This is a genomic window from endosymbiont of Ridgeia piscesae, assembly GCF_001443665.1.
Classification (GTDB): Bacteria; Pseudomonadota; Gammaproteobacteria; order Chromatiales; family Chromatiaceae; genus Endoriftia; species Endoriftia persephonae.
Genome location: NZ_KQ557118.1, coordinates 65,347 through 91,496, shown reverse-complemented (window position 1 = coordinate 91,496; position 26,150 = coordinate 65,347). Strand labels below are relative to the sequence as shown.

The following is a 26,150-nucleotide window of genomic DNA, read 5'->3' as shown; positions in this document are numbered from 1 at the left end:
GGAGCTATTCCTCCTCATCCAACGGCAGCAGCTCCTGCAGATTGCAGACACCGGCGATGGCGCGCATTGAGGCCGGTAGGCCGGTTATCTCCAGACGCCCCCCACCCACCTGGGCCGCGGCGAGCCACTCCAACAGCAGCGCCACCCCGGCGCTGTCACTGTGCTGCACCGCGGAGAGATCGAGGGAGAAGTCCCCGCCAGCCGGAAACAGCGCCTGCGACTGCTGCAGCAGGCTGCGCGCACTGGCGAAGCTCATATCGCCCTGCAAAGTGAAGCGAAACGCCCCTTCGTGGCGGATCTCGGCCAGGCTACTCAAGGGCCGCCTCTTCCGCCTTGCTGAACAGAAATTGGCCAACTATCTCCTCCAGCACCAGCGCTGACTGAGTCATTGTGATCTGGCCGGTGTCACGGATCGTCTCCTCGCTGCCCCCCGGATCGAGACCGACATACTGCTCCCCGAGCAAACCCGAAGTGTAAATCTTGGCGATGCTATCCTCTGGAATCTTGTCATACTGCTCTTCGATCCGCAGGGTAACCACCGCCTCGAAGTTCTGCTGGTCGAACCCGATATGCGTCACCCGACCGATGCGCACCCCGGCCATCGCCACCGGCGAGCGCACCTTGAGACCGCCGATATTGTCGAAGCGGGCCTGTACCTCATACCCATCACCTCTACTGACACTGCTCAGGTTGCTTACCTGCATCGCCAGAAAAAACAGTGCCACCAGGCCAAGCGCCATGAACAGCCCAACCCCGACCTCCAGCCTGCGTCTATTCATCTCTCAGTCTCCAAACATCAGCGCGGTGAGCACAAAATCGAGCATCAGCACCGCCAGCGCCGAGTGCACCACAGTACGGGTGGTGGCACGACCCACCCCCTCCGAGGTGGGATGTGCATCGTAACCCTCGAACAGCGCGATCCAGCTGCAAACGATGCCAAATACTACGCTCTTGGTGACACCGTTGAGTACATCGTCGTTCCAGTCGATCTTCGCCTGCATCTGGCTCCAGAAGGCGCCATCATCGATCCCCAGCAGCGCCACCCCGACGAAGTAGCCACCGATCACACCGACCGCACTGAATAGCCCCGCCAGCAGCGGCATCGAGATAAAACCACCCCAGAAGCGCGGCGTCAGGATCCGGTGCACCGGATCCACCGCCATCATTTCCAAACCGGAGAGCTGTTCAGTGGCCTTCATCAGGCCGATCTCGGCGGTCAGCGCCGAACCGGCGCGACCAGCGAACAGCAGCGCCGTCACCACCGGCCCCAGCTCGCGCACCAGTGAAGCCGCCACCATCACGCCGAGACTCTCTTCAGCGCCGAACTGGGAAAGCACATAGTGCCCCTGCAGCCCCAAAACCATGCCGACAAACAGCCCGGAGACCACCACGATCACCAGGCTGCGCACCCCCACAGAATAAACCTGGATCAGCAGCAGGCGCAGATGTCGCACCAGCGCCAGGCTGCCGATCAGGATCTCCAGCAGCAGCAGATGGCCGCGACCCAGGCGCTGCAGCGACGCAAGCCCATGTCGGCCCAGATGTGCCAGAAGGTCAAGGATCAAGCACCACCTCCACTCATCAGCAGATCATCGGCCAGCGGCGCGGCCGGGTAGTGGAAACGCACCGGCCCATCCGGCTCGCCGCGCATGAACTGGTGCACCCAGGGGGAGTCGGAGTCGGCCAGTTGCTGCGGCGACCCCTGCTCCACCAGCCGGCCATGGGAGATTAGATAGAGCCGGTCGGCGATCGCGGCGGTCTCCTCCACGTCGTGGGAGACCAGAATGCTACTCAGCCCCACCGCATCGTTGAGGCGGCGGATCAGCTGCGCCAACACCCCCATCGAGATCGGATCCTGGCCGGTGAAGGGCTCATCGTACATCACCATCATCGGATCAAGGACGATGGCCCGGGCCAGCGCCACCCGCCGCGCCATGCCGCCGGAGAGCTCAGCCGGCATCAGCCCACGCGCACCGCGCAGCCCCACCGCCTCCAGCTTCATCAGCACCAGACGACGAATCATCGATTCGGGCAGGTCGGCATGTTCGCGCAACGGGTAGGCGACGTTTTCGAAGACAGAGAGATCGGTGAGCAGCGCGCCACTCTGGAACAGCATGCCCATACGGGTGCGCAGCCGAAACAACTCGCGCCGGCTGAGCCGATGCACGTTCAGACCGTCCACCTCGATGCTCCCGGCATCCGGCTGCAGCTGGCCGGCGATCAGTTTCAGCAGGGTGGTCTTGCCGCTGCCACTGGGCCCCATGATGGCACTCACCTGACCACGCGGGATATCCAGGTCAACGCCATCAAAGATGATCTGCCCGCCGCGGCGAAACCGCAGCCCACGAATGCGGATCAGCGGCGACTCCTGCAAGCTCTTGTCTTCGACCATTAGCGAGGCTTCCCTTCTGGCGTTTTCACCCATTCTGTCGACACCCCCTATAAGCGTCAAGCTAGCCCCATCAGCTGCGCCAGTTGGCGCAACTGCCGCAGCAGATCCAGATCTGGCGGCTCGCCGCAGAGGAACAGAGGCAGCTCCTGATCGCCCGCCACCCGTGTGGAAAGACGTTCAAGCAGCGCACGCTGCTGGCGCGGTTCCAATCGCGCATCAGGTTTGATGCAGAAGGCGGCAGGCTCATCGTAAGCCACTCCCTTGTCGGACCGCAGCAGGCGATAGCAGTTCAGGCCCATCGTCTCGACTGGCTCAGCATCTATCCCCTGCCGCAATACCACCCCAGCCAGCTGCCCAGCCCACCCCTCAAGCAACTGCGCCTGCTGTGCCTCCAGCGAGCTCTCGATCTCCAGATAGAGCTGGAAGCCATCATCCAAATCATCCAACCACTCCAGCAGTGTCAAGGCTGCGAGATCCGCCCACACTGCCTGTGGCAACAAGACTCCGGGAAACTCGTTGGCATAGTAGGTCAGGCGCCAGTCAGCCGGCAGATCCTCCGGGTAGAAACTGCCCTGCCAAGCCGGGTGGTCCCAACCACGGGCGTAGATCTGCACTGTCGGTCGATTATCGGTCATACTGCGGACACCAGAGGAGTGTGATCAATGGGCGAGATCCTGACATTCAAAAAGCGCACCCTGAGCGATAAACACCGTGGCCAGGGGCTCTGTCGCGAGGGCTTTCACAGGTGGCGGACGGTCAAGGAGCGCCAGTTCGACGTTAAACAGGGGCGGCTGGTGACCCAGTTTCGCTGCAGCCGTTGCGGTGTCACCAAGACCAAGGCGCTATGAGGCATCCTGTGGCTTGATCAACAGCCGCTCCACCCGCTCTCCATCGATCAGGTGGCGCTGCAGGATCTCATCCAGATCTTCCCCATCCACATAGGTGTACCAGACTGCCTCCGGGTAGATCACCAGCACCGGCCCATGCTCGCAACGATCAAGGCAACCGGCGATGTTGACCCGCACCCCGCCCGGTCCGGCCAGCCCCAGCTCCTTAACCCGCTGCTTCAGATAGCCGCACTGCCCCGCCGCGTTAAAGCGTCCGCAGCAGGGGCGCCCATCATCGCGCTGATTGGTGCAGAAGAAGAGGTGATGGCGGTAGTAAGACATGGCCTTCTCGCTGTGAAGCCTCGCTGATTTGTCGCTATTATAAGCGCGATGAGCGCGATTCAACCCCCCTTTGCGACAAAACCGCACCGCCTGCCGGGCATTTCCGACCCAGGCTCCAGCCAGTGACACCTGAACAGCTGATCCTCGAGGCGGACCGCTGCGTCAAATGCGGCCTCTGTCTGCCCCACTGCCCCACCTACCGACTGCTGCGCAACGAGGCCGACTCGCCACGCGGGCGGATCGCACTGATCCAGGCGCTGGCCGACGGCAGCCTGCCGGCCGATCCGACCCTGAGCCGACACCTGGAGGGCTGCTTGCACTGCCGACGCTGCGAATCGGCCTGCCCCTCCGGGGTCGCCTATGGTGCGATGATCGATGGCGCCCGGCAGCTTCTGAACAGCAGGCGCAGCAGCTGGCACAGTGCCTTCAAGCAACAACTAATCAAGCGGCTGAGCCAACCACGCAGACTCAAAAAGTGGCTCGGGTTTGCCAGACTGGCCAAGCGTTTTGGGCTGCTGCAGTGGCTGGCGCGCCAGCGCTTCGGGGTCAGTTCCCGGCTGGCAGCCATCGCCAACCAGATCCCCGCCCCAGGACCGGAGCACCCCGCCCTGCTGCCCACCCACACCGCCAGCGGCCGCAGCGCCCTGCTCTTCACCGGCTGCGTTTCACAATCGCTCGAACCGCAGCTCATCGAGACAGCGATCGAACTGCTGCGGCAGTTGGGCTATGCGGTGGAGATCCCCGAAGCACAGCACTGCTGTGGCGCGCTGCACCGTCACAGCGGGGGTCTACAGCAGGCGCAGCAGCTGTGCGAGCATAACAGCGCCCTGTTCGTGGCAAGCCAGGTCGGCGTGATCGCCACCCTCGCCAGCGCCTGTCACAACGAGTTACTCGAGCACTGCCGTACCACTCCACCAATACGTTCGCTTATCGAGCTGCTGCTGGAACAGCCCTGGCCGGCGGGGCTGACTCTGCGCCCCCTACCGCAACCGGTGCTGCTGCACCAGCCCTGCAGCAGTCGTGGAGATCATGCTGCCCGGTTATTACAGCGGATCCCCAAGATCCAACTCCTGCCGCTGCCACAGAGGCTCGGTTGCTGCGGCGCGGCAGGCAGCCATCTGCTGTTCCAGCCCGGTATCTCCGATGGCCTGGGCGCGGCATTGCTGGAGGAGATCCGCGCACTCAAGGCCCCGCTCCTGGTCACTCAGAACAGCGGCTGCGCCCTGCAAATTCGCAACCTGCTGCAACAGGCAGGAGTGGCGACTAAGGTGCTGCACCCGCTCGAGCTGATCCTCCGGCAACTGCAGCAGACCAAGCGCTAATACCCGAACCGGTTGAACTCCACTCCTCAGAGAGGCTATCTTAAGCATTATGAATGCACGAAATTACACCTCGGCCGAGCGTCTGATCCTCGGTTTCGACCAGGCCCTGCGCACCGTGTTTGGCCGCCCCCAAGTCACCGAGCGGGCCAATCCCGCACACGGCCTCGACGAGTCAGAGATGAGCGAGCAGGAGCGCGACGAAACCGCACGCCTGATGCGCATTAACCACACCGGCGAGGTCTGCGCCCAGGCGCTCTATCAGGGCCAGGCGCTGACTGCCAAGCTGCCGGAGGTGCGCGACAGCATGGAGCGCGCCGCTCAGGAGGAGAACGACCATCTGGCCTGGTGTGAAAGACGCCTCGATGAACTGGATAACCGCAAGAGCTTGCTCAATCCGCTCTGGTTCGCCGGCTCATTCGCCATCGGCGCCGCCGCCGGGCTGGCCGGCGACAAGTGGAGCCTGGGCTTTGTCGCCGAGACCGAACATCAGGTGGAGGCGCACCTGAACAGCCATCTGCAACAACTGCCCAGCCAGGACGCCAAGAGCCGCGCCATTCTCGAACAGATGAAAGAGGATGAGATCCACCACGCCACGCTGGCGCTTGAGGCCGGCGGCACCGAACTGCCAGGCCCGATCAAACTGGCGATGAAGCTCACCTCTAAGCTGATGACCACGTCGGTCTACTATCTGTAATGGGGCTGTAGGCGCACCGCGAGCGGTGCGAACAGGCCATTCGCGCTGCAGCAGCGCGCCTACATTAGTCTCATGCCCTTCTGGATGTTGCGGCCGTAGAAAATCTCCATCATCTCCCGCTTGATCCGCTCGCTGATCTCGCGCTGCTGGCGCGGCGGCATGTCGTCCACCTCCATGCCGAACAGGTAGCCGTCCAGATCGAACTCCTTAAGGATCATCTTGGTGTGGAAAATGTTCTCCTGATAGACATTGACGTCCATCATCTGGTAGCGATTTTTGGTGTCGCGGGCCAGGTAGTTCTGGATCGAGTTGATCTTGTGATCGATGTAGTGCTTTTTGCCTCCCACATCGCGGGTAAAACCGCGCACCCGGTAGTCCATAATCACGATATCCGACTCAAGTGAGTGGATCAGATAGTTGAGCGCCTTCAGTGGCGAGATACGCCCGCAAGTGGAGACGTCGATATCGACGCGGAAGGTGCTAATGCTGTTCTCCGGGTGGCTCTCTGGGTAGGTATGCACGGTGATGTGGCTCTTGTCGAGGTGTGCCACCACCGCATCGGGCAGCGGCCCCGGCGCCTCGGTATTGGAGAGCTGCTGCGCCGCCACTGGCTCCTCGGAGATCAGCATGGTGACGCTGGCCCCCTGGGGATCGTAATCCTGATGCGCGATATTCAGGATATTGGCGCCAATGATGTTGGCCACATCGGTCAAGATCTGGGTCAGACGCTCGGCGTTATAGGCATCATCGATATACTCGATATACTCCTTTACTTGCGAGGGCGTCGCCGCATAGCAGATATCGTAGATATTGAAGCTGAGGGTCTTGGTCAGGTTGTTGAATCCATGCAGCTTAAGACGCTTCATCTGCGGATCCTGCCTCATTGGAAATGGAAAGGCGGGCAAGGCTAGGCCATCTGCCCATCCACCGTCAATCGATTATCTGCGGCGCTCCCACTCTGCCACCGGTGGATGGTAAATGATCTGCACCACCATGCCATCGGGATCATAGCAGTAGAAGCTGCGCGCGCCATCCCGATGGGTGCGCGGCTCGGTGCGCATCTGCACACCCTCAGCCTGCAGGAAGGCAAACCACTCATCCACCGCCGCCTTCGTGGCGAGAAAAAAACCAATGTGGTCGAGACGCTGTTGCGATTCATCCCGCTCGCCTGGCGCAGCCTGGTGCAGCGCCAGATTATCCGGCCCAGAGCTGAGATAGACGTTGGCCGGATCGGGACGCCACTCCACCTGCATGCCGAGCAGGCTCACATAGAACCGTTCGCAGGCAGGCAGATCCCGCACATAGAGCGCCACATGACGCATGCCCAGATTGGAACCCGGTCGATTCATCACAACACCTCGCGGGAGACCTGCTCCCATACCGATTCGCCAAAGCTGCGCTTCACCACTAGCGGCAGGGCGATGGCGCCCTCGGCAAACAATTTGGCATGAAACTGCAGCGGCGACAGCTGCGGCTGTTTTTCCAACACTCGGCGGCGCGTCGCCTCCAGCAGGCGCACACCGATCAGTGCCATGAAGGCATCGGTGGGGTGGCGCGATATCTGCGTCAGACGCGCCTCGGCAGTGTTGCCCAGGATCGCCACACTGCGCAGTCGCGACAGCGCGGTCACGCCGTCGATATCGCCCAGATGGTACTCCAGCTCCACCACCGCCTCCTCCGCCAGCGCCAGTCGACGCTGCTGCAGTAGCCGCCGGTCTACTTCAGCAAAGTAGTCCTGCTCTTCCAGCAGGCCGCTCATATAGTGGGCCCAGCCACGTTTGAAGGCGGCGGACGGGTTGATCTGGCGCACTAGGCTATGCGCCTCGATGCCACCCGCCCAGGCAAGAAAGTGGCGCCCGGCCCAGCCGGCATAGAGACAACGCAGGCGGATCTCCGCCAGGCTTTCGCCACCCTCAGGCCGCTCGGTGCGGCAGGGCAGGTAGATCACGCCACCCGCTTCGGTGCGGCAGTAGCTGTCACAGGCGATACGACTCAAGCACCCCTCGGTCAGCCGGATCTCGCAGGGCTGTTCAGGTGGCTGCAGCAACTCCCGCTCCAGCACAAACGCCTTGAGCCGAGCCAGCTCCTCGCGATAGACAGCCTGCCGCTGCTCACCGGTCAGCTCAGGCCCCACCAGATGCCGATCCTGTAGATCGTCCGCATCGACACCCAGCTCAGCCAGTTGTCGCCGGATCTTCTCCCTCTCCCGTCGCGCCAGCTGCAGTGCCTGCTCACCACTCAGGGCCAACTGATGGCGGTTGCGCAGGATCAGATCCACCATCTCCGCACCACAGCTCGAACTCCCCTGCGCGGCTGGCACTATCTCATCCTGCAGGAAGCGCTGATAGTCCTCCAGCGCCTCGGCCGCGGTACAGCTCAACTCCTGCAACTGCCCCTGTTCAGTACAGCATTCCCGCCCCTGCGGCAGCTCCTGTACCAGCCGGTGCAGCCAGGGGATGCCGCGCTCAAGCAGCTCCAGCGCCTCTGCCAGCCACAGACTGGAGACCAGTTCCGGCAGCTCCAAGAGCTGACTGCGCGCATCACGCAGGTAGTTAGGGGTCCGCTTCAGCAGCCCCTGCACAGCCTCGCAAAGCTGCTCGGGTTGGCGCAGCACCAACTCTTGCAGGGTCCGCAGCGGCAGATAGCGGGCCGGATCACGATGCCGCCAGTCCTGCTCCAGCAGCCAGCGGCGTTCAATGATCACCGCACCATAGATCAGCTGCAGGTCGATCTGGCGATCCGCATCAAGCGCCTCCAAGCTGAACTCGGAGAGCCCCAGCAACAGATTGCCGAGCCAACCGGCCAACGCGCCCACATCATCGTCGCCATCCGCGGCCAGTTGCCCCTCATAACCCGCGACACCGGCAAACAGCGCTGCGCTGGGATGGAAGCGAAACCAGACCTGGTAGAACTCAGCAACCAGCGCATCGAAATCGGCCGCTTCAGACATCCAGGATCTCATAGTCGTGGGTCACCTCCGCCACTTTGCCGAGCATGATCGAGGCGGAACAGTACTTCTCGGCGCTCAGAGAGATGGCGCGGGCCACATGCTTTTCACTCAGCTCTTTGCCGCTGACGATAAAGTGAGCGTGGATCCGGGTGAAGATCTTTGGCTCACTCTCGGCCCGTTCTGCCTCCAACTCGACCACACAACCGGTCACCTGCTGGCGCGACTTCTTCAGCATCGACAACACATCAAACTCGGTGCAGCCACCCATGCCGAGCAGCAGCATCTCCATCGGCCGTATCCCCAGGTTGCGTCCGCCAAACGCCTCCGGACCGTCCATTATCACCGCATGCCCGCTGCCGGACTCACCCATCATCGCTGCATCTTCCACCCACTTCACCCGTGCCTTCATCACAACTCCAAACTGATTGATCAGGAAACCCACAAAAACCCCGCCACAGCCGCACAATAAGGTCGACGAAGCTAAGTTTTATTTATATGCTGTTCAATTGTTTAGGATGAACAGCCACCACTATCAGCAACCCGACACTACGACGGCTTCATCGACAGTGTTGAATGGGTTGCTAGAATTGGACGTTGAGAGCTAAATTATCCCAAACAGCTCATCGGGCCATTCAACGAGAAACCGACTTATGACAATAATCAAGCCGCCACCCCAAGAGCCAGAGTATCTTCAGCGATTCCTCTCGTTTTGTCACCGGCGCCGCTATCCAAAGAATACCGAGATCATCCATATCGGTGATCCCTCCGATGTACTCTACTACCTCACCGAAGGTTCAGTCGCAGTCTACATCGAGGATGATGATGGTCGCGAGATCATCCTCACCTACCTCAATAAAGGGGAGTTCATCGGCGAGATGGGGCTCTTCGTCCCTCAGCCAAAGCGCAGCGTGATGGTCCGCACCCGCACCCCCTGCCAGATCGCAGAGATCAGTTACAAACGCCTTGAACAGCTGTTTGATACCGAGCTGCGTGAATACATGAAGGACACCCTCTATGCGATGGGCGCGCAGCTCTCGCAGCGCCTGGAGCAGACCAGCACAAAGGTCGGCCACCTGGCGTTTTTCGACGTCACCGGCCGCATCGCCCGCACCCTGCTTGACCTCTGCAAAGAACCCGATGCCATGACCCACCCGGATGGCATGCAGATCCGCATCACCCGCCAGGAGATTGGCCGCATCGTTGGCTGCTCACGCGAGATGGCTGGGCGTGTACTGAAGAACCTGGAAGCCCAGGGGCTGATCTACGTCAAGGGCAAGACCATCGTAGTGTTCGGCACGCGCTGAGTCCCGTCCCACAGAACCCGTCTCCAGGAGGAGAGCCGGCAGGCACTCCCCCTGGAGCCCGGCAGCCCTCTCACCCCTCCCCGCCTAGTCAAACAGCTCCGCAAGTTTCGCTCCCGGATCATCTGCGCGCATAAATGCCTCGCCAACCAGGAAGGCATGCACCCCGTTAGCGCGCATCAACGCCACATCTTTTGCGCTATGGATGCCGCTCTCAGTTACCAGGATGCGGTCGCCGGGGATCTGCTCCAACATCCGCAGGGTGGTATCCAGACTCACCTCAAAGGTCCGCAGATTGCGGTTGTTGATGCCGATCAGCCGATTCTCCACCTGCAGCGCCCGCTGCAGCTCCACCTCATCGTGCACCTCGATCAGCACATCCATGCCGATCTGGTGCGCCAGATCGTTCAGTTCCCGCAGCCGCTGGTCATCCAGGCAGGCGACGATCAGCAGGATGCAATCGGCGTTGATCGCGCGCGCCTCATAGACCTGGTAGGGGTCAATGATGAAATCCTTGCGGATCACCGGCAGGTTACAGGCGCCACGCGCCTGTTTCAGGTAGTCATCAGCGCCCTGGAAGAAATCGATATCGGTGAGCACCGAAAGGCAGGCGGCTCCCCCGCTCGCATAGCTTTGCGCAATCTGCGCCGGTCTGAAATCGGCCCGCAGTAGCCCCTTGCTGGGCGAGGCCTTCTTTATCTCGGCGATCACCCCCTCGCCACCGGCATCGATCCTGGCCTGGATGGCGGCGGCGAAGCCTCGCGGGGCATCTGCCTCATCCAGCGATTTGATCAGCTGCTGCAGCGACAGCTGTTCGCTCCGCGCACTGATCTCTTCCAACTTGCGGCGGAGAATCTTTTTCAGGATATCGGGGGTGTCACTCATACCAGCCAACGCTCGGGGATGCCTCTAAAGGACGCAAAGCATATCACAGGCGATACAATCAACGGCGCTGTCCAGCTAGCCCATACCGCTGAAGGAGCTGAGGCAGACTGCATCTTCACAACCAACGCGCACAATCGGGCTGCCCTGCAGCCCCGACTCCAGACCCGCCAGCCACTCTGCCACAAACGCCTCCAGCTGACTGCGCAGATCTGGGGTGATTTTGGTGCGGTTGAGGGTGCAGTGCAGACGCACGCCGGAGAGATGCTGATCGGCGGTAATCGTCCACTGGGTGGCGTTGGGGCAACCGGGCAAAGAGAAGCGCACCCCGCTCTGGATCACCTCCCGGCGGACACGAAATCGCCCCCAGGGCAGCAGCAACTCACCGCGCTCGCCCCGACCCGACGCGGCCTCAATTGTGGCACACCAGCTCATCAGATTCTCGATGCGCACCCGATGTTGGATCAGCTGTGGATTGGCCCGACAAACCGTCTTGGCAAAAAACTCCATAACTCTCCTCCGATAGTTATCTGGCAGCAGCAAGCTACCCTCTTTTTATCGATTGAGAATGCCACTCGAGCCGTGAGATAAAAATAGGGGTTTACCCTTCGACCCAGGCCAACGCAGGCTCGTCCACGACTTAGTCTGAAATAGCAGCCGCGATCAGGCGTTGCTTCTGCGCCCGGCTCAGCTGCTTGATGCGATACTCCTCCCGCAGCGCCGCGGCACGATCTGCACAGGCCTGCTGATAGGCTAGCGCCACCGGGCGCCGCACCCGAGTATATCTGGCGCCCAGACGATTGTCCTGATTGTGCTCCGTCAGGCGCCTCGCTAGATCGGTGGTGATCCCTGTATAGAGGGTGTCATCGGCACAGCACAGAATGTAGACAACCCACTCCCCCGCCTGACCGCTCCGCGCAGGCGCAGTATCACCCGTCAATCGAAGCTCTGGCTGAGCACCACCAGGCGGTCGAGCCGATTGCGCGCCTCGCCGCTGGCGATCGCCTGATCGGCCTTCTGCACCCCGTCAGTCAGGCTATCGGCAAGCCCGGCACAGTAGATCGCGGCACCGGCGTTGAGCATCACGATATCCCGAGCCGGGCCAGCGCGATCCTCCAGCACACCGCGGATGATATCGAGACTGTGGGCCGCATCGTCCGCCTTGATGCTGTCGATGGCGGTGCGTTTGATGCTGAAATCTTCCGGCTGGATCGAATAACGACGGATCTGACCATCCCTCAGCTCGGCCACGTCGGTGGCCTCGCCAATACTGATTTCATCAAGGCCGTCGCGAGAGTGGACTACCATCACATGCTGGCTACCAAGCCGCTGCAGCACCTCGGCCAGGGGCTCCAGCAGCTCTTCACTGAAAACACCGAGCAGCTGGTTGGGCACGCCGGCAGGGTTGGTGAGCGGGCCGAGCACATTGAAGATGGTGCGCACCCCCATCTCCTTGCGCGGGCCGATGGCGTATTTCATGGCACTGTGATGACCGGGCGCAAACATGAAGCCAACACCCACCTCGCGCACGCACTGCTCAACCTGTTGGGGCATCAGATCGAGCCGGATGCCGGCAGCCTCCAACGCATCGGCACTACCCGATTTGGAGGAGACTGAACGATTGCCGTGCTTCGCCACATGGCAACCGGCGGCGGCGGCGACAAACATGCTGGCGGTGGAGACGTTGAAGGTGCCGGAGGCGTCACCGCCGGTGCCGACGATATCAACAGTATTTTCCAGATCGCCGATGGCGACACCACTGGCCAACTCGCGCATTACCGAGGCCGCGGCAGCAATCTCGGTTACCGTCTCGCCCTTCATGCGCAGACCGATGATAAAACCGCCGATCTGTGCCGGAGTCGCCCCTCCGGTCATGATGGTGCGCATCACCCCGGTCATCTCGTCGGCGCTCAGCTCCTGACGGCCCAGGACTTTATTGATGGCCTGCCGCATCTCCATTGAAACTCTCCCCTTTCGTTTATCTTGGAATAACGCAAAGATCGCAAAGAAGTGCGAAGGACGCAAAGATATCTCATACGCAGGGTTCGGCTCCGAACCAGTAAACCCGCTCATCGCCCCCAGGAATGAATTAACTTTTCCGCCCCCCCCTGCCGAAAGTAGGAGGTGGGGAGAGGTGCCAGGGGACTCATTGAATGAAAAACAAGATCCAACCCATCAACAAAGAACGGAAGCTCAAGGAAGAGGACTTTATCGTCTCCAAGACCGACCCAAGCGGTCGCATAACCTACACCAACCGTATTTTTATGCAGATTGCGGGCTACAGCGAAGCGGAATTGCTGGGCCAGCAACAGAACATCATACGTCACCCGGATATGCCAAGGGGCATCTTTCAACTGCTGTGGGATACGCTCAAACAGGGCCGGGAGTTCTTCGGCTACGTCAAAAACATGAGCAGGGATGGCAGCTTCTACTGGGTCTTCGCCAACATCACCCCGACATTGAATCCCTCTGGCAAGTTAGTCGGTTACTATTCGGTAAGACGCCGGCCAAAGGAGGAGTCGGTACGGTTGATCGAACCGATCTACGCAGAGATGCTGGCGGTAGAGCAGCGGACGGGGGCCAGACAAGCAATCCAGGCATCGACCCAGCTGCTACAGGCAAAACTGACCGACTACAGGAGCGATTATGAGCACTTCGTTCTTGAGATTTAGGGCAGCAACCCTTAACCGACTCATGCTGGGGGCGCTGGTGGTTTTGGTCATCATCGGCCTGTTCCGTCACGGCCTGCAGACGGAACTCATCGCTGGCTTGATACTAGCCCTGGTACTGGGGGTTCTGACCTGGCGCACGGAGCGCGAAGACCAGGAATTAATCGCCAAGATCAAGGCCATGGGCCAGGCGATCATCAAAGGCGACCTGCAGTACCGGATCACCCAGATCCCCGAGAAACATAATCTGGCGGAGACCGCCTGGAACCTGAATGAGGGACGCGATCAGGAGGAGGCTTTTTTCAAAGAGACCAGCACCACCTTTGAGCTGGCCCTCAAGGAGCAATTCCATCGCAAGTGTTTCCCGGCAGGGCTGCACGGCTCCTACCAGAAAGCCATGGAGCGCATCAACGCCTCAGTCGATGCCATGGCGGAGAATAGGCGCCACCGGGAGGTTGATGTCTTCTTCGGCAAACTCAGCGCATCCAAGACCGATTCACTGCTCAGCAATCTGCAGCTGACCCAGGCAGACCTCGGCGAAATGGCGGAGCACATGGGCACGGTTGAGGATATCTCCCGGCAGGCTGCCAATACCGCGCTGGCCGGTCGCGAATCGATCAGTGAGGTGACAGGCCAACTACGCAGTTTGGTGGAGATGATCGGCGAGATCCAGAGCTCTTCTTCCACCCTCAACGAACACAGTATCGAAGTCATTCAGGCACTCTCTCTGATCACCCAGATAGCCGACCAGACCAATCTGCTGGCGCTGAATGCCGCCATCGAGGCGGCCCGCGCCGGCGAACATGGCCGAGGATTTGCAGTGGTGGCCGATGAGGTCAAGAAGTTGGCGGAGAGCACCAAACAGGCGGCCGGCAGCATCGAGCAGATTATTCACGGCTTCTCCACGGCCACCCAGACCATGTCCGACAATGCAGCCACCATTGCAGAGATGGCCGACCACTCCCAGGAGATGGTTGCCGACTTTGAGACTGGCTTCAATCAGGTGGCTGACGGCGCCCAGGCCAGCTATGAGACCATCGCCTATGCTCAGGGGGTCAGCAACGCCTCACTGATTAAGCTCGACCACATGATCTATCTGCAGAATGCCTATCGCGCCTATGAGATGGGGGAGGGCAGCCCTGAGTGGCAGGCAACCAAGGTGGACCATCACCAGTGCCGCTTTGGTCAATGGTACGAATCGGCACAGGGGTTTAATGTATTCAGGCACCTTCCCTCCTATGAAAGACTCCAGATACCCCATGAGCAGGTGCACAACAGCGTGCATCAGGTGGTGGCCCTGCTGAACAGGGATTGGAAAAACAATGAAGCCGTGCGCGAAGAGATCCTGGACCGGTTCAATGTGGTTGAGGCCTCAAGTTCAGTATTGATCGCAGCGATGTCTGAACTGATGGACGAAAAACGACGCCTTGAAACAAACCGCAACGATAGCGATATTAAGCTGGTCTAAACACTCCTATATCCCTGCGCTCAAGCGGAACGTCGCAACTCCAGCGCCGTCCGCACAATGTAGATGAGCGGAGGCAACATCATCAATCCCCCAACGACCACCATGACGATGTCATAGTTCTCGAAGCGCATCGACTCTGGTACGAGACTGGTATTGGCCAGCCAGTCAGCCAGCCCTACACCCATCAGAATCGCACCCAGCATATCGAGAAGCAGCAGCTGCGGCGGCAACTTGATCTGCCTTTCTTGTTGTTCCATCTCAACGACTCCCTGTTGTTGGTTATTCCAAACCTATCCTATTTTCCGTCGATAAAGTTGCTCAGCATGTCATGGCCGTGGCGAGTCAGAATCGACTCGGGGTGGAACTGCACCCCCTGCACGTCGAGTTCCTTATGGCGCACCCCCATGATCTCATCCATCTCGCCGTCACGTTCGGTCCAGGCGGTGATCTCCAGACAGTCTGGCAGACTCGCCTTCTCGATCACCAGCGAATGATAGCGAGTCGCCTCGAAGGGATTCTCCAAACCGCTGAAGACGCCTCTGTCGGCATGGTGAATAGGCGAGGTCTTGCCATGCATCACCTCACGGGCGTGCACGATCTTTCCGCCGAAGGCCTGGCCGATCGACTGGTGACCAAGACAGACACCGAGCAGCGGGATGCGCCCGGCGAAGGCCTTGATCGCCGCCACCGAGATACCAGCCTCGTTGGGGGTGCAGGGGCCTGGGGAAATCACCAAGTGATCCGGCTGCAGCGCCTCGATATCGTCGACGGTGATCTCGTCATTGCGCTTCACCACCACTTCCGCGCCCAGCTCGCCAAAATACTGCACCAGGTTATAGGTGAAGGAGTCGTAATTATCGATCATCAACAACATGACTACGCCTCCTCTTCAGACGGATCACAGGCGTGGCGGTCGATACCGGCCTCCGCCAGGGCCACGGCACGGAAGATGGCCCTCCCCTTGTTCATGGTCTCTTTCCACTCCAGGGCGGGGATGGAGTCGGCCACCACCCCGGCGCCGGCCTGAATGTGTAATGTTTGATCTTTGATCACCGCGGTGCGGATGGCGATGGCGGTATCCATGTTGCCGTTCCAGGAGAGGTAACCCACCGCGCCCGAATAGACACCCCGTTTCACCGGTTCCAGTTCGTCGATGATCTCCATCGCCCGGATCTTCGGCGCCCCACTGACCGTGCCGGCGGGGAAGGTGGCGCGCAGCACATCCATCGCACTCATGCCCTCTTTCAGCTCACCGGTGACGTTAGAGACGATGTGCATAACGTGGGAGTAGCGTTCGATGATGAACTCGTCGGTGAGCCGCACGCTACCCACCTTGGCGACACGACCAGCGTCATTGCGCCCCAGGTCGATCAGCATCAGGTGCTCAGCACGCTCCTTGGGGTCGGCCAGCAGCTCTGCCTCCAGCGCCCGGTCCTCCTCCTCGGTGTAACCGCGACGGCGGGTGCCGGCGATGGGACGCACCGTCACCACGCCATCCTCCAGGCGGGTCAGGATCTCCGGTGAGGAGCCGACGATATGGAACTCACCCAGATTGAGGAAGTACATGTAGGGCGAGGGATTGAGTCCGCGCAGGGCGCGGTAGAGATCGAGCGGCGGCGCCTGGAACGGGATCGAGAGGCGCTGCGAGATCACCACCTGCATGCAGTCGCCTTCCAGGATGTACTCTTTAATCCGGTCCACCGCCTGCCTGAAGCCCTCCTCGGAGAAGCCGGAGACAAAGTCCGACTCATTCACCTGACGGGCGGTTTTACAGCCCCCCCGGGGTGCGCCGCGCTTCATCGACTGGATCAGCTCGCGGATCCGCGCCTCGGCTCCATCCAGGGTGCCGCCGGCGCTAGGGTTCACATGCACGATGACAAACATGCGCCCGCTGAGGTTGTCGAATACCACCAGTTCGTCGGAGACCATCAGCAGGATGTCCGGGGTGCCCATCAGATCCGGGTTGGGGCAATTCGCCAGCTTGGGTTCGATATAGCGAACGATGTCGTAACCGAAATAGCCCACCAGGCCGCCGTTGAAGCGGGGCAGCCCTTCCGGCTCCGCCGCCTTGTAGCGCCCCTGAAAGGCCTCGATCCAGGCGAGCGGATCCGTCGCCTCGTCGGCCTCCACGACTTCACCGTCGGTCACCACCTCGACGCGATGATCATTGACCCGGACATGGGTACGACAGGGCAAACCGATGATCGAGTAGCGGCCCCACTTCTCACCGCCGTGGACCGACTCGAAGAGATAGGAGTAGGGGCCGTCTGCCAACTTGAGATAGACACTCAGGGGAGTATCGAGGTCGGCCAGCACCTCGCAGGCGACAGGGATGCGGTTAAAACCCTGGTCCACCAGGGCATCGAATTCTTGGGGGATCATGATCCTCTCCACACAACAGACAGACAAACAACAGACGCTTCGGTCGAAATCACCAACGCCATCGTGTGCCGGTCTTCAGGCTCTTTTTGTGGAGAAGGAAGTACATACTCTTGTTCTGACTATGGAATGGCGCTCAAAGATAATCGAAAAGGATGGCGCGACTCAAGCTGCAGCCTCCAGCAAATCCTTGACCTCTGCCATCGAGTCAACCACTGCATCCGGATCGTAGTTGCGGATATCCTCGCCGTGATTATAGCCATAGCTCATGCAAATAATCTGGAACCCGGCGGCCCGAGCCGCCTTCACATCACTCTTGGAGTCGCCGATCATCATTGCCTCGGCAGGATCGATCCCAAAGTATTTTGCGCCATGCAGCAGCGGCATCGGGTCAGGCTTCTTTTTCGGCAGGGTATCACCGGAGATGATGATCTCGAAATCATCGTGAATGCCCAGATCCTTCAGTAGCGGCAGAGTGAACTGGGCCGCCTTGTTAGTAACACAGCCCAGCTTGTAGCCCTTCGCCTTGAGGTAGTCCAGCCCCTCTCGCACCCCCGGATAGAGCGCCGAACGCTTGGAGGTATTCTCCGCGTAGAGTTCCAGGAAGATCGGATAGGCCTTCTCGAACGCCTCATCCGATGGCTCATCATCGAGCTGACCGATCAACGCCCGGCGCACCAGACGTTCGACACCGTTGCCCACCCAGTCGCGCACCCGACCCTCACCCCAAACCGGATGACCCAGCTGCCGCATCATCTCATCGACACACCAGGCCAGGTCGGGAACGCTGTCCACCAGGGTACCGTCCACGTCGATAAGGACCATCTTGGGCTGCCTAAGGCTCATAATCTGCTACCTGCTTGGTGACTCAAAAGGAGCAAGGATACAGAAGGGAGGAGAAAAGTTTGCGCACCCTACCTGTGGAAATCAGAGAAGCTCCTGCCAGACAACAAAAAACGGGGCCAACCAGGCCTCGTTTTCAGCGTCAAGCCGGATCAGACTTTGCCCAATTCAGCCATCATCTTGCCGACGATGGTGTTGTAGCGGTTGGCATCGCCCTCTTCGGGAAAACCAAAGATACCGGAGCCGGCGACGAAGGTGTCAGCACCAGCGGCCTTGATCTCAGCGATGTTGTCGACCTTGACTCCGCCGTCAATCTCCAGACGGATATCCAGACCGGAGTCGTCAATCAGCTTGCGGCAGGCGCGCAGCTTGTCCAGGGTGGCAGGGATGAAGCTCTGGCCGCCGAAGCCCGGGTTGACCGACATCAGCAGGATCATGTCGACCTTGTCGAGTACATAATCCAGGTGCGACAGCGGGGTGGCGGGGTTGAAGACCAGGCCAGACTTGCAGCCTTCGTTGCGGATCAGCTGCAGGGAGCGGTCGATGTGCTCAGAGGCCTCCGGATGGAAGGTGATGTAGGTGGCGCCGGCCTTGGCGAAATCGGGGATGATGCGATCCACCGGCTTGACCATCATGTGCACGTCGATATCGGCGGTGACGCCGTGCTTGCGCAGCGCCTCGCAGACCAGCGGACCGATGGTCAGGTTGGGCACGTAATGGTTGTCCATCACGTCGAAGTGGACGATCTCGGCGCCGGAGGCGAGGACGTTATCCACCTCCTCACCCAGCTTGGCGAAGTCCGCCGAAAGGATGGACGGTGCGATCTGATCAGCTTGACGGGCCATGCTTTACTCCCCTTTCAAATTTGATTCACCAGCGCCATGACGACCCTGGAAGCTGGTTGGAAACCGGCGGCCCCAACCCTCGATATAAGTTGACGGGGCACTTTACCCCAAAGCAGGAGAATTTTCAGCCTCCCCACCGGTCGGCATGCAGCAGACGCCGCAACGGCATGACGACGGCGTGATTCTGGTCTAAATTCCTCTACCATGGAGCCGTACAGAAGCATCAACCGATACGCCATCAGCCTACTATTCTGTCTGCTGCCCGGCCTACTCAGCGCCGCCGATCTGACCCGGGAGGGGCGCATTGCCGAGCAGATCTTCGATGCCATTCTGGAGGGCCAGCCGATCTGGCTGAAGGCGGAGGGTAGGCGTTTTCTCGCCATCCACACCCTGAGTCCCGCCAAACAGGTGCAGGGCGGCGTGATCCTGCTGCATAGTATGGGCGCCAACCCTGACTGGGATCAGGTAATCCATCCGCTGCGCACGGCGCTGCCTAAACACGGCTGGGAGACCCTTTCGATCCAACTGCCGGTGGCCGCCCCTGGCGCAACGCAGGCGGAGTGGCTGCGGCTGATCCCCGAGGCGTTCCCACGCATCCGCAGTGCCGCGAAGTTCTTCAGGGAACAGAATAACCACAATCTGGTGCTGATTGGCCACAGTCTCGGGGCACGCATGGGGCTGGAGTTTCTCGCCGACGGCGCCCCACCCGAGGCGATCCGTGCATTTGTCGCAATCGGCCTGCCGACACCGCAGGAACAGGAGGAGAATCCGGTATACGAGACGCTGCGTAAGCTCAAGCTGCCGATGCTCGATCTCTACGGCAGTCGCGATCTAGCCAGTGTCACCGACACTGCCAGGCTACGACGCATTGTCGCCAAGCGAGCAGAGTTACAGACCTATCGGCAAGACCGCATCGAGGGTGCCGACCACTTCTTCAGCAACCTCGAGCAGACGCTGATCAACCGCACCCGCGCCTGGATCCGCAGGCATGCTGCCGGTGAGGAGCGGCAACTAAAATAAGCTATTCCTCCGGCTCCATCAGATCTTTGATACGACTGACATAGTGACGTGTCTCCCGCGGCGTAAAAGGCGCCACCTGCTCCCACTGTTTGATATCGCCATGCCTCGACTTCGCTCGCTTGAAGGCCTTTGAGACCTTGCCATAGCCTGCGTTGTAGCTGGCTAGGGCAAACGGCAGCCGCTGCTCGGTGGGCAGCGCCCCCTTCTTCCAGCGGCGATAGAGCATGCGATCGTAGAAGATGCCCGCCGCGATATTCCAGCGCGGCTCGTCGATCTGGGTGAAGTGGGGGTTCTTCTTCTTGATCTCCTCGTAGGTGCTGGGCAGGATCTGCATGATCCCCTTGGCACCGACCCGACTCAGCGCATCCGCTTTGAGGCCGGACTCGGCAATTCCCTGCGCCTTGAACCAGCGCCAGTCCACATGGGGGCCGAAGTAGTGCTTGGTATATTTGCGGAAATAGCGGTCGTACTGTTTGGTCCAGTGCTCATGGCTGACATGCTTCGCCACCCCGGCCAGCGCCAGCCCGGGGATGATCACCAACAGCACGAACAACCTGAGGGTTCGTGCGGACATGGTCAATTCAACCCAAGCCCTATCACCAAACCCAGTGCAGTACCAATGCCGACAAAGATACCCATGATCATGATGCCGACCGCAATGTTGCCCTTTTGCAACTCGTCCGGAATGCTGAAGTTGACGATGTGGCTGAAGACCTTGCAACCAAACCACATGAAAAAGATCGTCAGGGCGCCACCAAAAATGGCATAGACGAAGTTGAGCAGAATCGGATCAAGACTATCGGTCATGCTTTCCCCCAGCACGTTTTTATTGGATTTGCGGCAAGCCAGATGTGCACTGGGCTTCTTTTGTCCCTAGGCACAGAGTCTTAAGCATAGGCATCCGGCAGCGCTGGCTCAAGTTTTGCTCACATTTCGACCCTAGCGCATCCCTCGCGACGCCTTGACCTGCTCATAGGCCTTGCGGATCTCATCGGTCTTCTGTGCCGCCATCTTCATCATCTCCTCCGGCAGGCCTTTGGCCACCAGTTTGTCTGGGTGATGCTGGCTCATCAGACGGCGGTAGGCCCGCTTCACCTCCTTATCCGAAACTGTCTGCGCAACCCCAAGGATCGCATAAGCATCCTCCAGCGAGACCCCCGCTGCACGCGGCGCCTGCCCCGCTCCAGCATAGTGGCGCTCCGCCCGCACCATCTGCTCCAAGCGGCGAAAGGTGAACTCAGGGATACTGAGGCGCTCACAGATGTGCAGCAGCAGCGTCTCTTCAGCCGGGTCCATCTGACCGTCTGCGTAGGCGGCCTGCAGCTGGATCTCGACGAACATCTGGATCAGGGTCTGACGCCGGTGGCACTCAACGCGAAACTGCTCCAGCACCTCGTCCAGGGGAAAGCCGGTTGACTTGCCTTCGTTGAAGAGACGCACCGCCGTCTTGCGCATCTCCGGCGAGAGCGACATCTGATCCATGATCGCCTCTGCTAACCGGATCTCATCGGGTGAGACACGTCCATCCGCCTTGGCCAACCGCCCCATCACCGAGAAGGTGGTGGTAAAGAAGGCCATCTGGGTGCGCTCCTGGTCGCCCGCCCCCCACCCGCCAGCATCCTCCGGCAACCCCTCCAGACCTTTGTCGAACTTGTGTCCCAGAGCGGCCCCCAGCACCGCCCCCAGCGGTCCGCCCAACATGAATCCAAAGGCCCCGCCGACCAACTTACCCCACCAACTCAATTGCGCATCCTCACATCACAGGGATTGAACCAGAACTGCAGCCATTCTAGGGCTAAAATTGACAAACGCCTATCTCGTAGCTGAAGATCACTTGCCTTTCAGATACTGCTCATCGCTGAAGGAGTAGACCCAGGCGGGACAGAAAGAGACCAAGATGGTCACGATCCAACCATTCACCAGGGCCTCCGGAAAAAACATCAGTGGGAAGAAAGGCATGATGGTCACCTGCAGTTTGGCATAGGTATAGACGCCAGCCGTCACCAGCAACCAGACCGCCAGATAACCGCTGATATAGGCCACCAGCCAGGCAGTCAAAAAACCGCTACCAAGCACGTAAATAAAGAAGTTTTTGGGTAGCCAGGAGCGCACCAGCACCAGCAGCACCTGGGTCAGGGTGATCGGCAGCAGGCCGGTTGTGAAACCGCTCAGAAGGAGACCCTGCCAGCCATAGCCAACATTCCAGCTGACGACCAGCAGCACGACGCTTGCCACGAGCAGGGCGAACGACCAGCCAAACATCAGGGTGACAGTGGTAACGCCCAGCAGATGAAAGGTCACCCCCGGCAGAACCTGACCGCGCATATGCCAGAGCGCAATCAGCGCCACGATGGCACCGAGAAACACATGCAGTTGCGATGGCGCGAACAAGCGCCGCCAGGGGGCCATGCGCAGCGCGGCAAGCAACGCCATGCCATAGAACGCCCCCAACCACCACAACATCTCTGCAGGAAACAGCGCCCCATCAAGCTCCATATCACCCCCCGTGGCGACAACCTGCCATCATAGCTGCCAAGACCTCTGACTTTAGACCAGAAATACAGCCAGCAGCGACAGCTTCACCTATAATCTGCTGCCGTCCGCAGCAGGAGCACCTTTATGGAATACAGACAACTGGGACGCACTGGGATTCACGTCAGCGCGCTCTGCCTCGGCACCATGACCTTTGGCGAGCAGAACAGTGAAGCTGAAGCCCACGCACAGCTCGATCGCGCGCTCACGGCTGGCATCAACCTGATCGATACCGCCGAGATGTACCCAGTTCCGCCCCGCCCCGAGACTCAGGGGCGAACTGAGAGCTACATCGGCAACTGGCTTGCTAAGCGAGGACAGCGCGACCGGGTGATCCTCGCCAGCAAGGTCACCGGCCCAGCAGACTGGCTCCCCTACCTGCGTAATGGCGCGCCACGTCTCAACCAGCACCATATCGAAGCCGCGCTCGACGCCAGTTTGCGCCGTCTACAGACTGATTACATTGACATTTATCAGCTTCACTGGCCTGAGCGCAGCACTAACTATTTTGGTCAACTCGGCTATCAACACCAACCAGACGACCACAGCATCCCCATCGAAGAGACACTCGGCGTGCTCGATAAGCTGGTCCAGGCGGGCAAGATCCGCCATATCGGCGTCTCCAACGAGACCCCTTGGGGCCTGATGCGCTATCTGCAACTGGCAGAGGCAAACGACCTACCCCGGGCGGCGAGCATTCAGAACCCCTACAATCTGCTCAACCGCAGCTTCGAGGTGGGGCTGGCAGAGATCGCCCAGCGCGAGGCCTGCAGTCTGCTCGCCTACTCTCCACTCGCATTTGGCGTGCTTTCCGGCAAATATCTCGATGGCGTCCGCCCAACTGGTGCACGCATCACCCTGTTTGAGCGCTTCACCCGCTACTCTAACCCCGAGGCGGAACACGCCACCCAGGCCTATGTGGCGCTGGCCAGGGAACACGCTGTCGATCCAGCACAGATGGCGCTGGCCTGGGTCACCTCCCGCCCCTTTGTCACCTCCAACATCATTGGCGCTACCACCCTGCAGCAACTCGAAATCGATCTGGCGAGTCTGCAGCTGAAGCTCAGCCCCGAGCTGGAAGCCGGCATCGAGGCGATCCATACCAGACAGCCCAACCCCAGCCCCTGACGAGAAACATCAATGCAACACGAAACGCCCTCCACGACATCCGAATCTCTGGTGATCGAATATATCGGCTTCTGGAAACGCACCGCGGCATCGATCATCGACTCGATTCTGATCACGCTAGTAACCGCACCGATCCTGATCCAACTCTATGGGGTTGAGTACTTCCAATCCACCCAGCCCATCTATGGCTCCGGGGAGCTACTGCTCAACTATCTCTTTCCAGCCATTGCAGTCCTGGTATTCTGGCACTTCCGCTCCGCCACCCCCGGTAAAATGCTGTTCAACGCCCGCGTCGTCGATGCCAAAAGCTTCGGCAAACCCTCCACCGGGCAGCTCATCGGCCGCTATTTGGGCTACTATCTCTCTATACTCGGGCTTGGGCTGGGGTTTCTCTGGATCATTTGGGACAAGCGCAAGCAAGGGTGGCACGACAAACTCGCCGGCACCCTAGTGATCAGGGAATATGAGTAATCAAAGCAGCAGGAATAACTGATCTTCGACAATGGCCGGGCGATTTCCAGGTGTCATAATCAAATCACAACCCATGGTGACCGGAGAGCTGCAATGAACACCACCATGATCAAAATTGGCGACTGGTTCAGAACCAACGAAATGGAAAACCTCGAGGTGGTTGCATTCGACCCGGAAGAGGGGCTGATCGAGGTCCAGTTTTACGATGGCACGGTCGAAGAGTACGACCTGGAAGCCTGGGAAGCCCTGGACGCCAAGCAGATTGCACCACCCGAAGACTGGTCCGGCTCATACGATCTCAGCCGCGACGATTATGGCGTCGACCTGGACAAGCCGGCGGGTAACAATCATATAAACCCCTTGGATCATCTGGATGAACAGGACTAGCCGCTGTGATATGAAGGGTCTATGCATTGTTTTGTGAAGTCACTCACCCCAGCAGGACCATCACTCATGGTATTGGTTAACAGAACTAAAGAACTGGCACCAAACGCCGCTAATTTAGGTGAAGGCAGAATCCAGACCCCTTCAGGAGGTGCAAGATGAAGACTGTATTCGATATGTCCACCGGCCAGGTGGTCGAAAGGTATTCAGCCAAAGATGAATGCAGCGAACACCGCACGACCGCGAATGAACTCATCGCGCCTTCTACAGAGCTGGCCCAACTGGGGCTTCAGGAGGTCATCTCCGAACAACACGAAGAGAAGCGCATCCCACCTGAGCTGGTCTTAGCGGACCTAAACGCTTTCCTTGACGAAATGAGCTGAGGCGGCGCGCTTCCCTTCACCCTCCACGACCGGGCCAAGTGCCCGGTTTTTTCATTCCTGGCCAGCTGAACATCCGGTAAGCGCTGACATCAATCCAGCGCCACCCAAACCTCATCCGCCTCAACCCACGCCTGTAGCGGCTGCAGTGACGCGCCTCCGCAGGGTCCACGCACACAGTAACCATCCTCCAAACGGAACAGGGCTCCATGAGTCGCACACTGGACAAAACCGCCACTCAGATCGAGAAACTGATCGGGAAGCCATTCCAGATTGACGCCGGTGTGGGGACAACGATTGAGATAGGCGAATACGGACGCACCACGCCGCACCAGAAACAGCTCGACCGGCCGGCCATCCCGATCGACGGAAAAGCCCCGACTTCCTGGATCCTGTAGCATATCGAGGGGGCAGAGCTTGCGTGGCTCAGCCATGGCTATCGAGCACCCCGCGCAGGCCATCGAATCCGACCCGCCCACACTTCTCTCCCGCTAAGCGCAGCGCCCGCTGCAACACAGATTCAGCCGACAGCCCCCGCATCTGACCATCAATGACCGCAGCATTGAAAACATCTCCTGCACCCAGGGTATCCACTACCCGAGGCGGGTGATGAGCCGGCGAGTGCAGTATCTTGCCCGCCGCTAGCTGCGTGTAGCCACCGCCACTACCCCAGGCACAGAAGAAAGTGGCCTTAGCATTGAGCGGGCGCATCTCGGCAAACAACGCTTCTGCCCCGGTATAACCGCTGACCCTGGCAAAGGCACGCGAGAATATCAGAAGATCAGGCAAACCCAGCAGTCGATCCATGCCCTCACGCGGCTTCTCGATCTCCAGCGAGCAGGGAAGAGCCGGATTCGACCGCTTGAGTCGTTTCATCATCTGCTCCACTTCGGCACAGTTACGCCCCTCGAAGTGGACCCAGTTGTAGCCATCCAGATCGATCCCGGCAAAGTCTGCGGCGGAAAACTCCTCGAGATCCCGGTGATGCACGATTGTGCGGCTGCCAGTTACAGCAGAGAGCGTGACATAGGAGGTCGGCACCTTGCCGCCGCTCTGCCGGGTGATGTGAGAACAGCCGACAGCGTAGCGCGCCAGATCCTCCAGGATGTGGCGACTATCCGGCTCGTCGGCGATGCTGCCAGCCCAGTCGCAACGGTGGCCAAGCTGACTCAACACCACCAGCGTATTGGCAGCATTACCGCCACGGGCAATGCGCTGCGACAAGGCCCGCATCTCGTCGTCCTCATTTGGGTAGTGGTCGACCGTGTTGATGATATCGAGGGTTGCCACCCCCACCCCAAGCACCCGCACGCAGCGTTCC

36 protein-coding genes are annotated in these 26,150 nt (G+C 60.0%); 11 read left to right on the top strand and 25 right to left on the bottom strand.

Features of this window, described 5'->3' with window-relative positions; all coding sequences use genetic code 11:
* Positions 1 to 4 precede the first annotated feature (4 nt).
* Genes Ga0074115_RS03365 through Ga0074115_RS03345 form a run of 5 tightly spaced genes read right to left on the bottom strand, consistent with a single transcriptional unit; the run spans position 5 to position 3,027 of the window.
* Complete coding sequence (locus tag Ga0074115_RS03365) at positions 5 to 316, bottom strand: STAS domain-containing protein (RefSeq protein WP_057955638.1); 312 nt, start codon at positions 314 to 316, stop codon at positions 5 to 7.
* Entirely contained in the window at positions 309 to 779 is a 471-nt protein-coding gene (mlaD, locus tag Ga0074115_RS03360) for an outer membrane lipid asymmetry maintenance protein MlaD (protein WP_057955637.1), read from the bottom strand. Before mlaD ends, Ga0074115_RS03365 begins: the two co-directional genes overlap by 8 nt.
* A gap of 3 nt (positions 780 to 782) precedes the next feature.
* Complete coding sequence (mlaE, locus tag Ga0074115_RS03355) at positions 783 to 1,565, bottom strand: lipid asymmetry maintenance ABC transporter permease subunit MlaE (RefSeq protein WP_082626769.1); 783 nt, start codon at positions 1,563 to 1,565, stop codon at positions 783 to 785.
* Positions 1,562 to 2,392, bottom strand: coding sequence for an ABC transporter ATP-binding protein (locus Ga0074115_RS03350; protein ID WP_057955636.1), 831 nt, complete (start codon positions 2,390 to 2,392; stop codon positions 1,562 to 1,564). The genes mlaE and Ga0074115_RS03350 overlap by 4 nt, the downstream gene beginning before the upstream one ends.
* A 56-nt stretch (positions 2,393 to 2,448) precedes the next feature.
* A complete protein-coding gene (locus tag Ga0074115_RS03345) occupies positions 2,449 to 3,027 on the bottom strand; it encodes a hypothetical protein (protein ID WP_057955635.1) in 579 nt (192 codons plus the stop codon).
* Positions 3,028 to 3,054: 27 nt separating this feature from the next.
* Here Ga0074115_RS03345 and Ga0074115_RS03340 point away from each other — a divergent pair, with 27 nt between their 5' ends.
* The gene (locus Ga0074115_RS03340) at positions 3,055 to 3,240 is read left to right on the top strand and encodes a hypothetical protein (RefSeq protein ID WP_057955634.1); all 186 of its coding nucleotides are present in this window, start codon (positions 3,055 to 3,057) and stop codon (positions 3,238 to 3,240) included.
* On the opposite strand, the gene Ga0074115_RS03335 is transcribed toward Ga0074115_RS03340, so the two are convergent.
* Positions 3,235 to 3,561, bottom strand: a complete 327-nt coding sequence (locus Ga0074115_RS03335; protein ID WP_057955633.1) for a (2Fe-2S) ferredoxin domain-containing protein — start codon at positions 3,559 to 3,561, stop codon at positions 3,235 to 3,237. The genes Ga0074115_RS03340 and Ga0074115_RS03335 overlap by 6 nt on opposite strands.
* 122 nt (positions 3,562 to 3,683) lie before the next feature.
* On the opposite strand from Ga0074115_RS03335, the gene Ga0074115_RS03330 reads away from it, so the two are divergent.
* Both Ga0074115_RS03330 and coq7 read left to right on the top strand, forming a co-directional pair.
* Positions 3,684 to 4,883 carry a (Fe-S)-binding protein gene (locus tag Ga0074115_RS03330; protein WP_057955632.1) on the top strand — a complete coding sequence of 400 codons (1,200 nt, stop codon included), beginning with the start codon at positions 3,684 to 3,686 and terminating at the stop codon, positions 4,881 to 4,883.
* 49 nt (positions 4,884 to 4,932) lie between these two features.
* On the top strand, positions 4,933 to 5,577 hold the full coding sequence (coq7, locus tag Ga0074115_RS03325; RefSeq protein WP_057955631.1) for a 2-polyprenyl-3-methyl-6-methoxy-1,4-benzoquinone monooxygenase: 645 nt from the start codon (positions 4,933 to 4,935) through the stop codon (positions 5,575 to 5,577).
* A 59-nt stretch (positions 5,578 to 5,636) separates the two neighbouring features.
* On the opposite strand, the gene speD is transcribed toward coq7, so the two are convergent.
* The 4 genes from speD to Ga0074115_RS03305 form a co-directional block, all read right to left on the bottom strand.
* Positions 5,637 to 6,443 carry an adenosylmethionine decarboxylase gene (gene speD, locus Ga0074115_RS03320; protein ID WP_057955655.1) on the bottom strand — a complete coding sequence of 269 codons (807 nt, stop codon included), beginning with the start codon at positions 6,441 to 6,443 and terminating at the stop codon, positions 5,637 to 5,639.
* A 72-nt stretch (positions 6,444 to 6,515) separates the two neighbouring features.
* A complete protein-coding gene (locus Ga0074115_RS03315; protein ID WP_039960102.1) occupies positions 6,516 to 6,926 on the bottom strand; it encodes a VOC family protein in 411 nt (136 codons plus the stop codon).
* The gene (locus Ga0074115_RS03310) at positions 6,926 to 8,527 is read right to left on the bottom strand and encodes a DUF885 family protein (RefSeq protein WP_060528202.1); all 1,602 of its coding nucleotides are present in this window, start codon (positions 8,525 to 8,527) and stop codon (positions 6,926 to 6,928) included. The genes Ga0074115_RS03315 and Ga0074115_RS03310 overlap by 1 nt, the downstream gene beginning before the upstream one ends.
* Positions 8,520 to 8,936 (bottom strand): OsmC family protein, encoded by a 417-nt coding sequence (locus Ga0074115_RS03305; RefSeq protein WP_057955654.1) that lies wholly within the window; start codon positions 8,934 to 8,936, stop codon positions 8,520 to 8,522. The genes Ga0074115_RS03310 and Ga0074115_RS03305 overlap by 8 nt, the downstream gene beginning before the upstream one ends.
* Before the next feature lie 241 nt (positions 8,937 to 9,177).
* On the opposite strand from Ga0074115_RS03305, the gene crp reads away from it, so the two are divergent.
* Complete coding sequence (crp, locus tag Ga0074115_RS03300; RefSeq protein ID WP_005959123.1) at positions 9,178 to 9,831, top strand: cAMP-activated global transcriptional regulator CRP; 654 nt, start codon at positions 9,178 to 9,180, stop codon at positions 9,829 to 9,831.
* Between the two features lie 84 nt (positions 9,832 to 9,915).
* On the opposite strand, the gene trpC is transcribed toward crp, so the two are convergent.
* The 4 genes from trpC to trpD form a co-directional block, all read right to left on the bottom strand.
* Complete coding sequence (gene trpC, locus Ga0074115_RS03295) at positions 9,916 to 10,713, bottom strand: indole-3-glycerol phosphate synthase TrpC (protein WP_198295031.1); 798 nt, start codon at positions 10,711 to 10,713, stop codon at positions 9,916 to 9,918.
* A gap of 75 nt (positions 10,714 to 10,788) precedes the next feature.
* Complete coding sequence (locus Ga0074115_RS03290; RefSeq protein WP_232432880.1) at positions 10,789 to 11,220, bottom strand: indole-3-glycerol phosphate synthase; 432 nt, start codon at positions 11,218 to 11,220, stop codon at positions 10,789 to 10,791.
* 130 nt (positions 11,221 to 11,350) lie between these two features.
* On the bottom strand, positions 11,351 to 11,650 hold the full coding sequence (locus Ga0074115_RS03285; protein WP_057955627.1) for a GIY-YIG nuclease family protein: 300 nt from the start codon (positions 11,648 to 11,650) through the stop codon (positions 11,351 to 11,353).
* A complete protein-coding gene (gene trpD, locus Ga0074115_RS03280; protein WP_057955626.1) occupies positions 11,647 to 12,669 on the bottom strand; it encodes an anthranilate phosphoribosyltransferase in 1,023 nt (340 codons plus the stop codon). Before trpD ends, Ga0074115_RS03285 begins: the two co-directional genes overlap by 4 nt.
* 194 nt (positions 12,670 to 12,863) lie before the next feature.
* Here trpD and Ga0074115_RS03275 point away from each other — a divergent pair, with 194 nt between their 5' ends.
* Positions 12,864 to 13,382: a PAS domain-containing protein gene (locus Ga0074115_RS03275; RefSeq protein ID WP_060528201.1), complete on the top strand. Its 519-nt coding sequence runs from the start codon at positions 12,864 to 12,866 to the stop codon at positions 13,380 to 13,382.
* The gene (locus Ga0074115_RS03270) at positions 13,357 to 14,847 is read left to right on the top strand and encodes a methyl-accepting chemotaxis protein (protein WP_060528200.1); all 1,491 of its coding nucleotides are present in this window, start codon (positions 13,357 to 13,359) and stop codon (positions 14,845 to 14,847) included. Before Ga0074115_RS03275 ends, Ga0074115_RS03270 begins: the two co-directional genes overlap by 26 nt.
* 20 nt (positions 14,848 to 14,867) lie before the next feature.
* Here Ga0074115_RS03270 and Ga0074115_RS03265 read toward each other — a convergent pair whose 3' ends face one another.
* The 5 genes from Ga0074115_RS03265 to rpe all read right to left on the bottom strand — a co-directional run bounded on the left by Ga0074115_RS03265 (position 14,868) and on the right by rpe (position 18,914).
* Positions 14,868 to 15,104 (bottom strand): DUF1418 family protein, encoded by a 237-nt coding sequence (locus Ga0074115_RS03265; protein WP_057955622.1) that lies wholly within the window; start codon positions 15,102 to 15,104, stop codon positions 14,868 to 14,870.
* A gap of 38 nt (positions 15,105 to 15,142) precedes the next feature.
* Positions 15,143 to 15,721: an aminodeoxychorismate synthase component II gene (locus Ga0074115_RS03260; protein WP_082626767.1), complete on the bottom strand. Its 579-nt coding sequence runs from the start codon at positions 15,719 to 15,721 to the stop codon at positions 15,143 to 15,145.
* 2 nt (positions 15,722 to 15,723) lie between these two features.
* Positions 15,724 to 17,229: an anthranilate synthase component I gene (gene trpE / locus Ga0074115_RS03255; RefSeq protein WP_057955621.1), complete on the bottom strand. Its 1,506-nt coding sequence runs from the start codon at positions 17,227 to 17,229 to the stop codon at positions 15,724 to 15,726.
* A 162-nt stretch (positions 17,230 to 17,391) separates the two neighbouring features.
* The gene (locus Ga0074115_RS03250) at positions 17,392 to 18,072 is read right to left on the bottom strand and encodes a phosphoglycolate phosphatase (RefSeq protein WP_057955620.1); all 681 of its coding nucleotides are present in this window, start codon (positions 18,070 to 18,072) and stop codon (positions 17,392 to 17,394) included.
* Positions 18,073 to 18,221: 149 nt separating this feature from the next.
* Positions 18,222 to 18,914 carry a ribulose-phosphate 3-epimerase gene (rpe, locus tag Ga0074115_RS03245; RefSeq protein WP_005959134.1) on the bottom strand — a complete coding sequence of 231 codons (693 nt, stop codon included), beginning with the start codon at positions 18,912 to 18,914 and terminating at the stop codon, positions 18,222 to 18,224.
* 204 nt (positions 18,915 to 19,118) lie between these two features.
* Here rpe and Ga0074115_RS03240 point away from each other — a divergent pair, with 204 nt between their 5' ends.
* Positions 19,119 to 19,934 (top strand): alpha/beta fold hydrolase, encoded by an 816-nt coding sequence (locus Ga0074115_RS03240; protein WP_060528199.1) that lies wholly within the window; start codon positions 19,119 to 19,121, stop codon positions 19,932 to 19,934.
* Between the two features lies 1 nt (position 19,935).
* Here Ga0074115_RS03240 and Ga0074115_RS03235 read toward each other — a convergent pair whose 3' ends face one another.
* The 4 genes from Ga0074115_RS03235 to Ga0074115_RS03220 all read right to left on the bottom strand — a co-directional run bounded on the left by Ga0074115_RS03235 (position 19,936) and on the right by Ga0074115_RS03220 (position 22,430).
* Complete coding sequence (locus tag Ga0074115_RS03235; RefSeq protein WP_057955618.1) at positions 19,936 to 20,508, bottom strand: transglycosylase SLT domain-containing protein; 573 nt, start codon at positions 20,506 to 20,508, stop codon at positions 19,936 to 19,938.
* 2 nt (positions 20,509 to 20,510) lie between these two features.
* The gene (locus Ga0074115_RS03230) at positions 20,511 to 20,741 is read right to left on the bottom strand and encodes a DUF350 domain-containing protein (protein WP_232432879.1); all 231 of its coding nucleotides are present in this window, start codon (positions 20,739 to 20,741) and stop codon (positions 20,511 to 20,513) included.
* A gap of 132 nt (positions 20,742 to 20,873) precedes the next feature.
* Positions 20,874 to 21,677: a co-chaperone DjlA gene (djlA, locus tag Ga0074115_RS03225; RefSeq protein WP_057955617.1), complete on the bottom strand. Its 804-nt coding sequence runs from the start codon at positions 21,675 to 21,677 to the stop codon at positions 20,874 to 20,876.
* Between the two features lie 87 nt (positions 21,678 to 21,764).
* Positions 21,765 to 22,430 (bottom strand): energy-coupling factor ABC transporter permease, encoded by a 666-nt coding sequence (locus tag Ga0074115_RS03220; RefSeq protein WP_057955616.1) that lies wholly within the window; start codon positions 22,428 to 22,430, stop codon positions 21,765 to 21,767.
* 123 nt (positions 22,431 to 22,553) lie between these two features.
* On the opposite strand from Ga0074115_RS03220, the gene Ga0074115_RS03215 reads away from it, so the two are divergent.
* The 4 genes from Ga0074115_RS03215 (at position 22,554) to Ga0074115_RS03200 (ending at position 24,832) form a co-directional block, all read left to right on the top strand.
* Positions 22,554 to 23,594 carry an NADP(H)-dependent aldo-keto reductase gene (locus Ga0074115_RS03215; protein WP_057955615.1) on the top strand — a complete coding sequence of 347 codons (1,041 nt, stop codon included), beginning with the start codon at positions 22,554 to 22,556 and terminating at the stop codon, positions 23,592 to 23,594.
* Positions 23,595 to 23,606: 12 nt separating this feature from the next.
* Complete coding sequence (locus Ga0074115_RS03210) at positions 23,607 to 24,065, top strand: RDD family protein (RefSeq protein ID WP_060528198.1); 459 nt, start codon at positions 23,607 to 23,609, stop codon at positions 24,063 to 24,065.
* A gap of 93 nt (positions 24,066 to 24,158) precedes the next feature.
* A complete protein-coding gene (locus Ga0074115_RS03205; RefSeq protein WP_057955613.1) occupies positions 24,159 to 24,452 on the top strand; it encodes a DUF6763 family protein in 294 nt (97 codons plus the stop codon).
* Between the two features lie 155 nt (positions 24,453 to 24,607).
* Positions 24,608 to 24,832, top strand: a complete 225-nt coding sequence (locus tag Ga0074115_RS03200) for a hypothetical protein (protein ID WP_057955612.1) — start codon at positions 24,608 to 24,610, stop codon at positions 24,830 to 24,832.
* Between the two features lie 89 nt (positions 24,833 to 24,921).
* Here the strand turns inward: Ga0074115_RS03200 and Ga0074115_RS03195 are convergent, their stop codons facing one another.
* Complete coding sequence (locus Ga0074115_RS03195) at positions 24,922 to 25,263, bottom strand: Rieske (2Fe-2S) protein (RefSeq protein ID WP_057955611.1); 342 nt, start codon at positions 25,261 to 25,263, stop codon at positions 24,922 to 24,924.
* Positions 25,256 to 26,140, bottom strand: a complete 885-nt coding sequence (locus Ga0074115_RS03190) for a PfkB family carbohydrate kinase (protein ID WP_057955610.1) — start codon at positions 26,138 to 26,140, stop codon at positions 25,256 to 25,258. Before Ga0074115_RS03190 ends, Ga0074115_RS03195 begins: the two co-directional genes overlap by 8 nt.
* Positions 26,141 to 26,150: the final 10 nt, after the last annotated feature.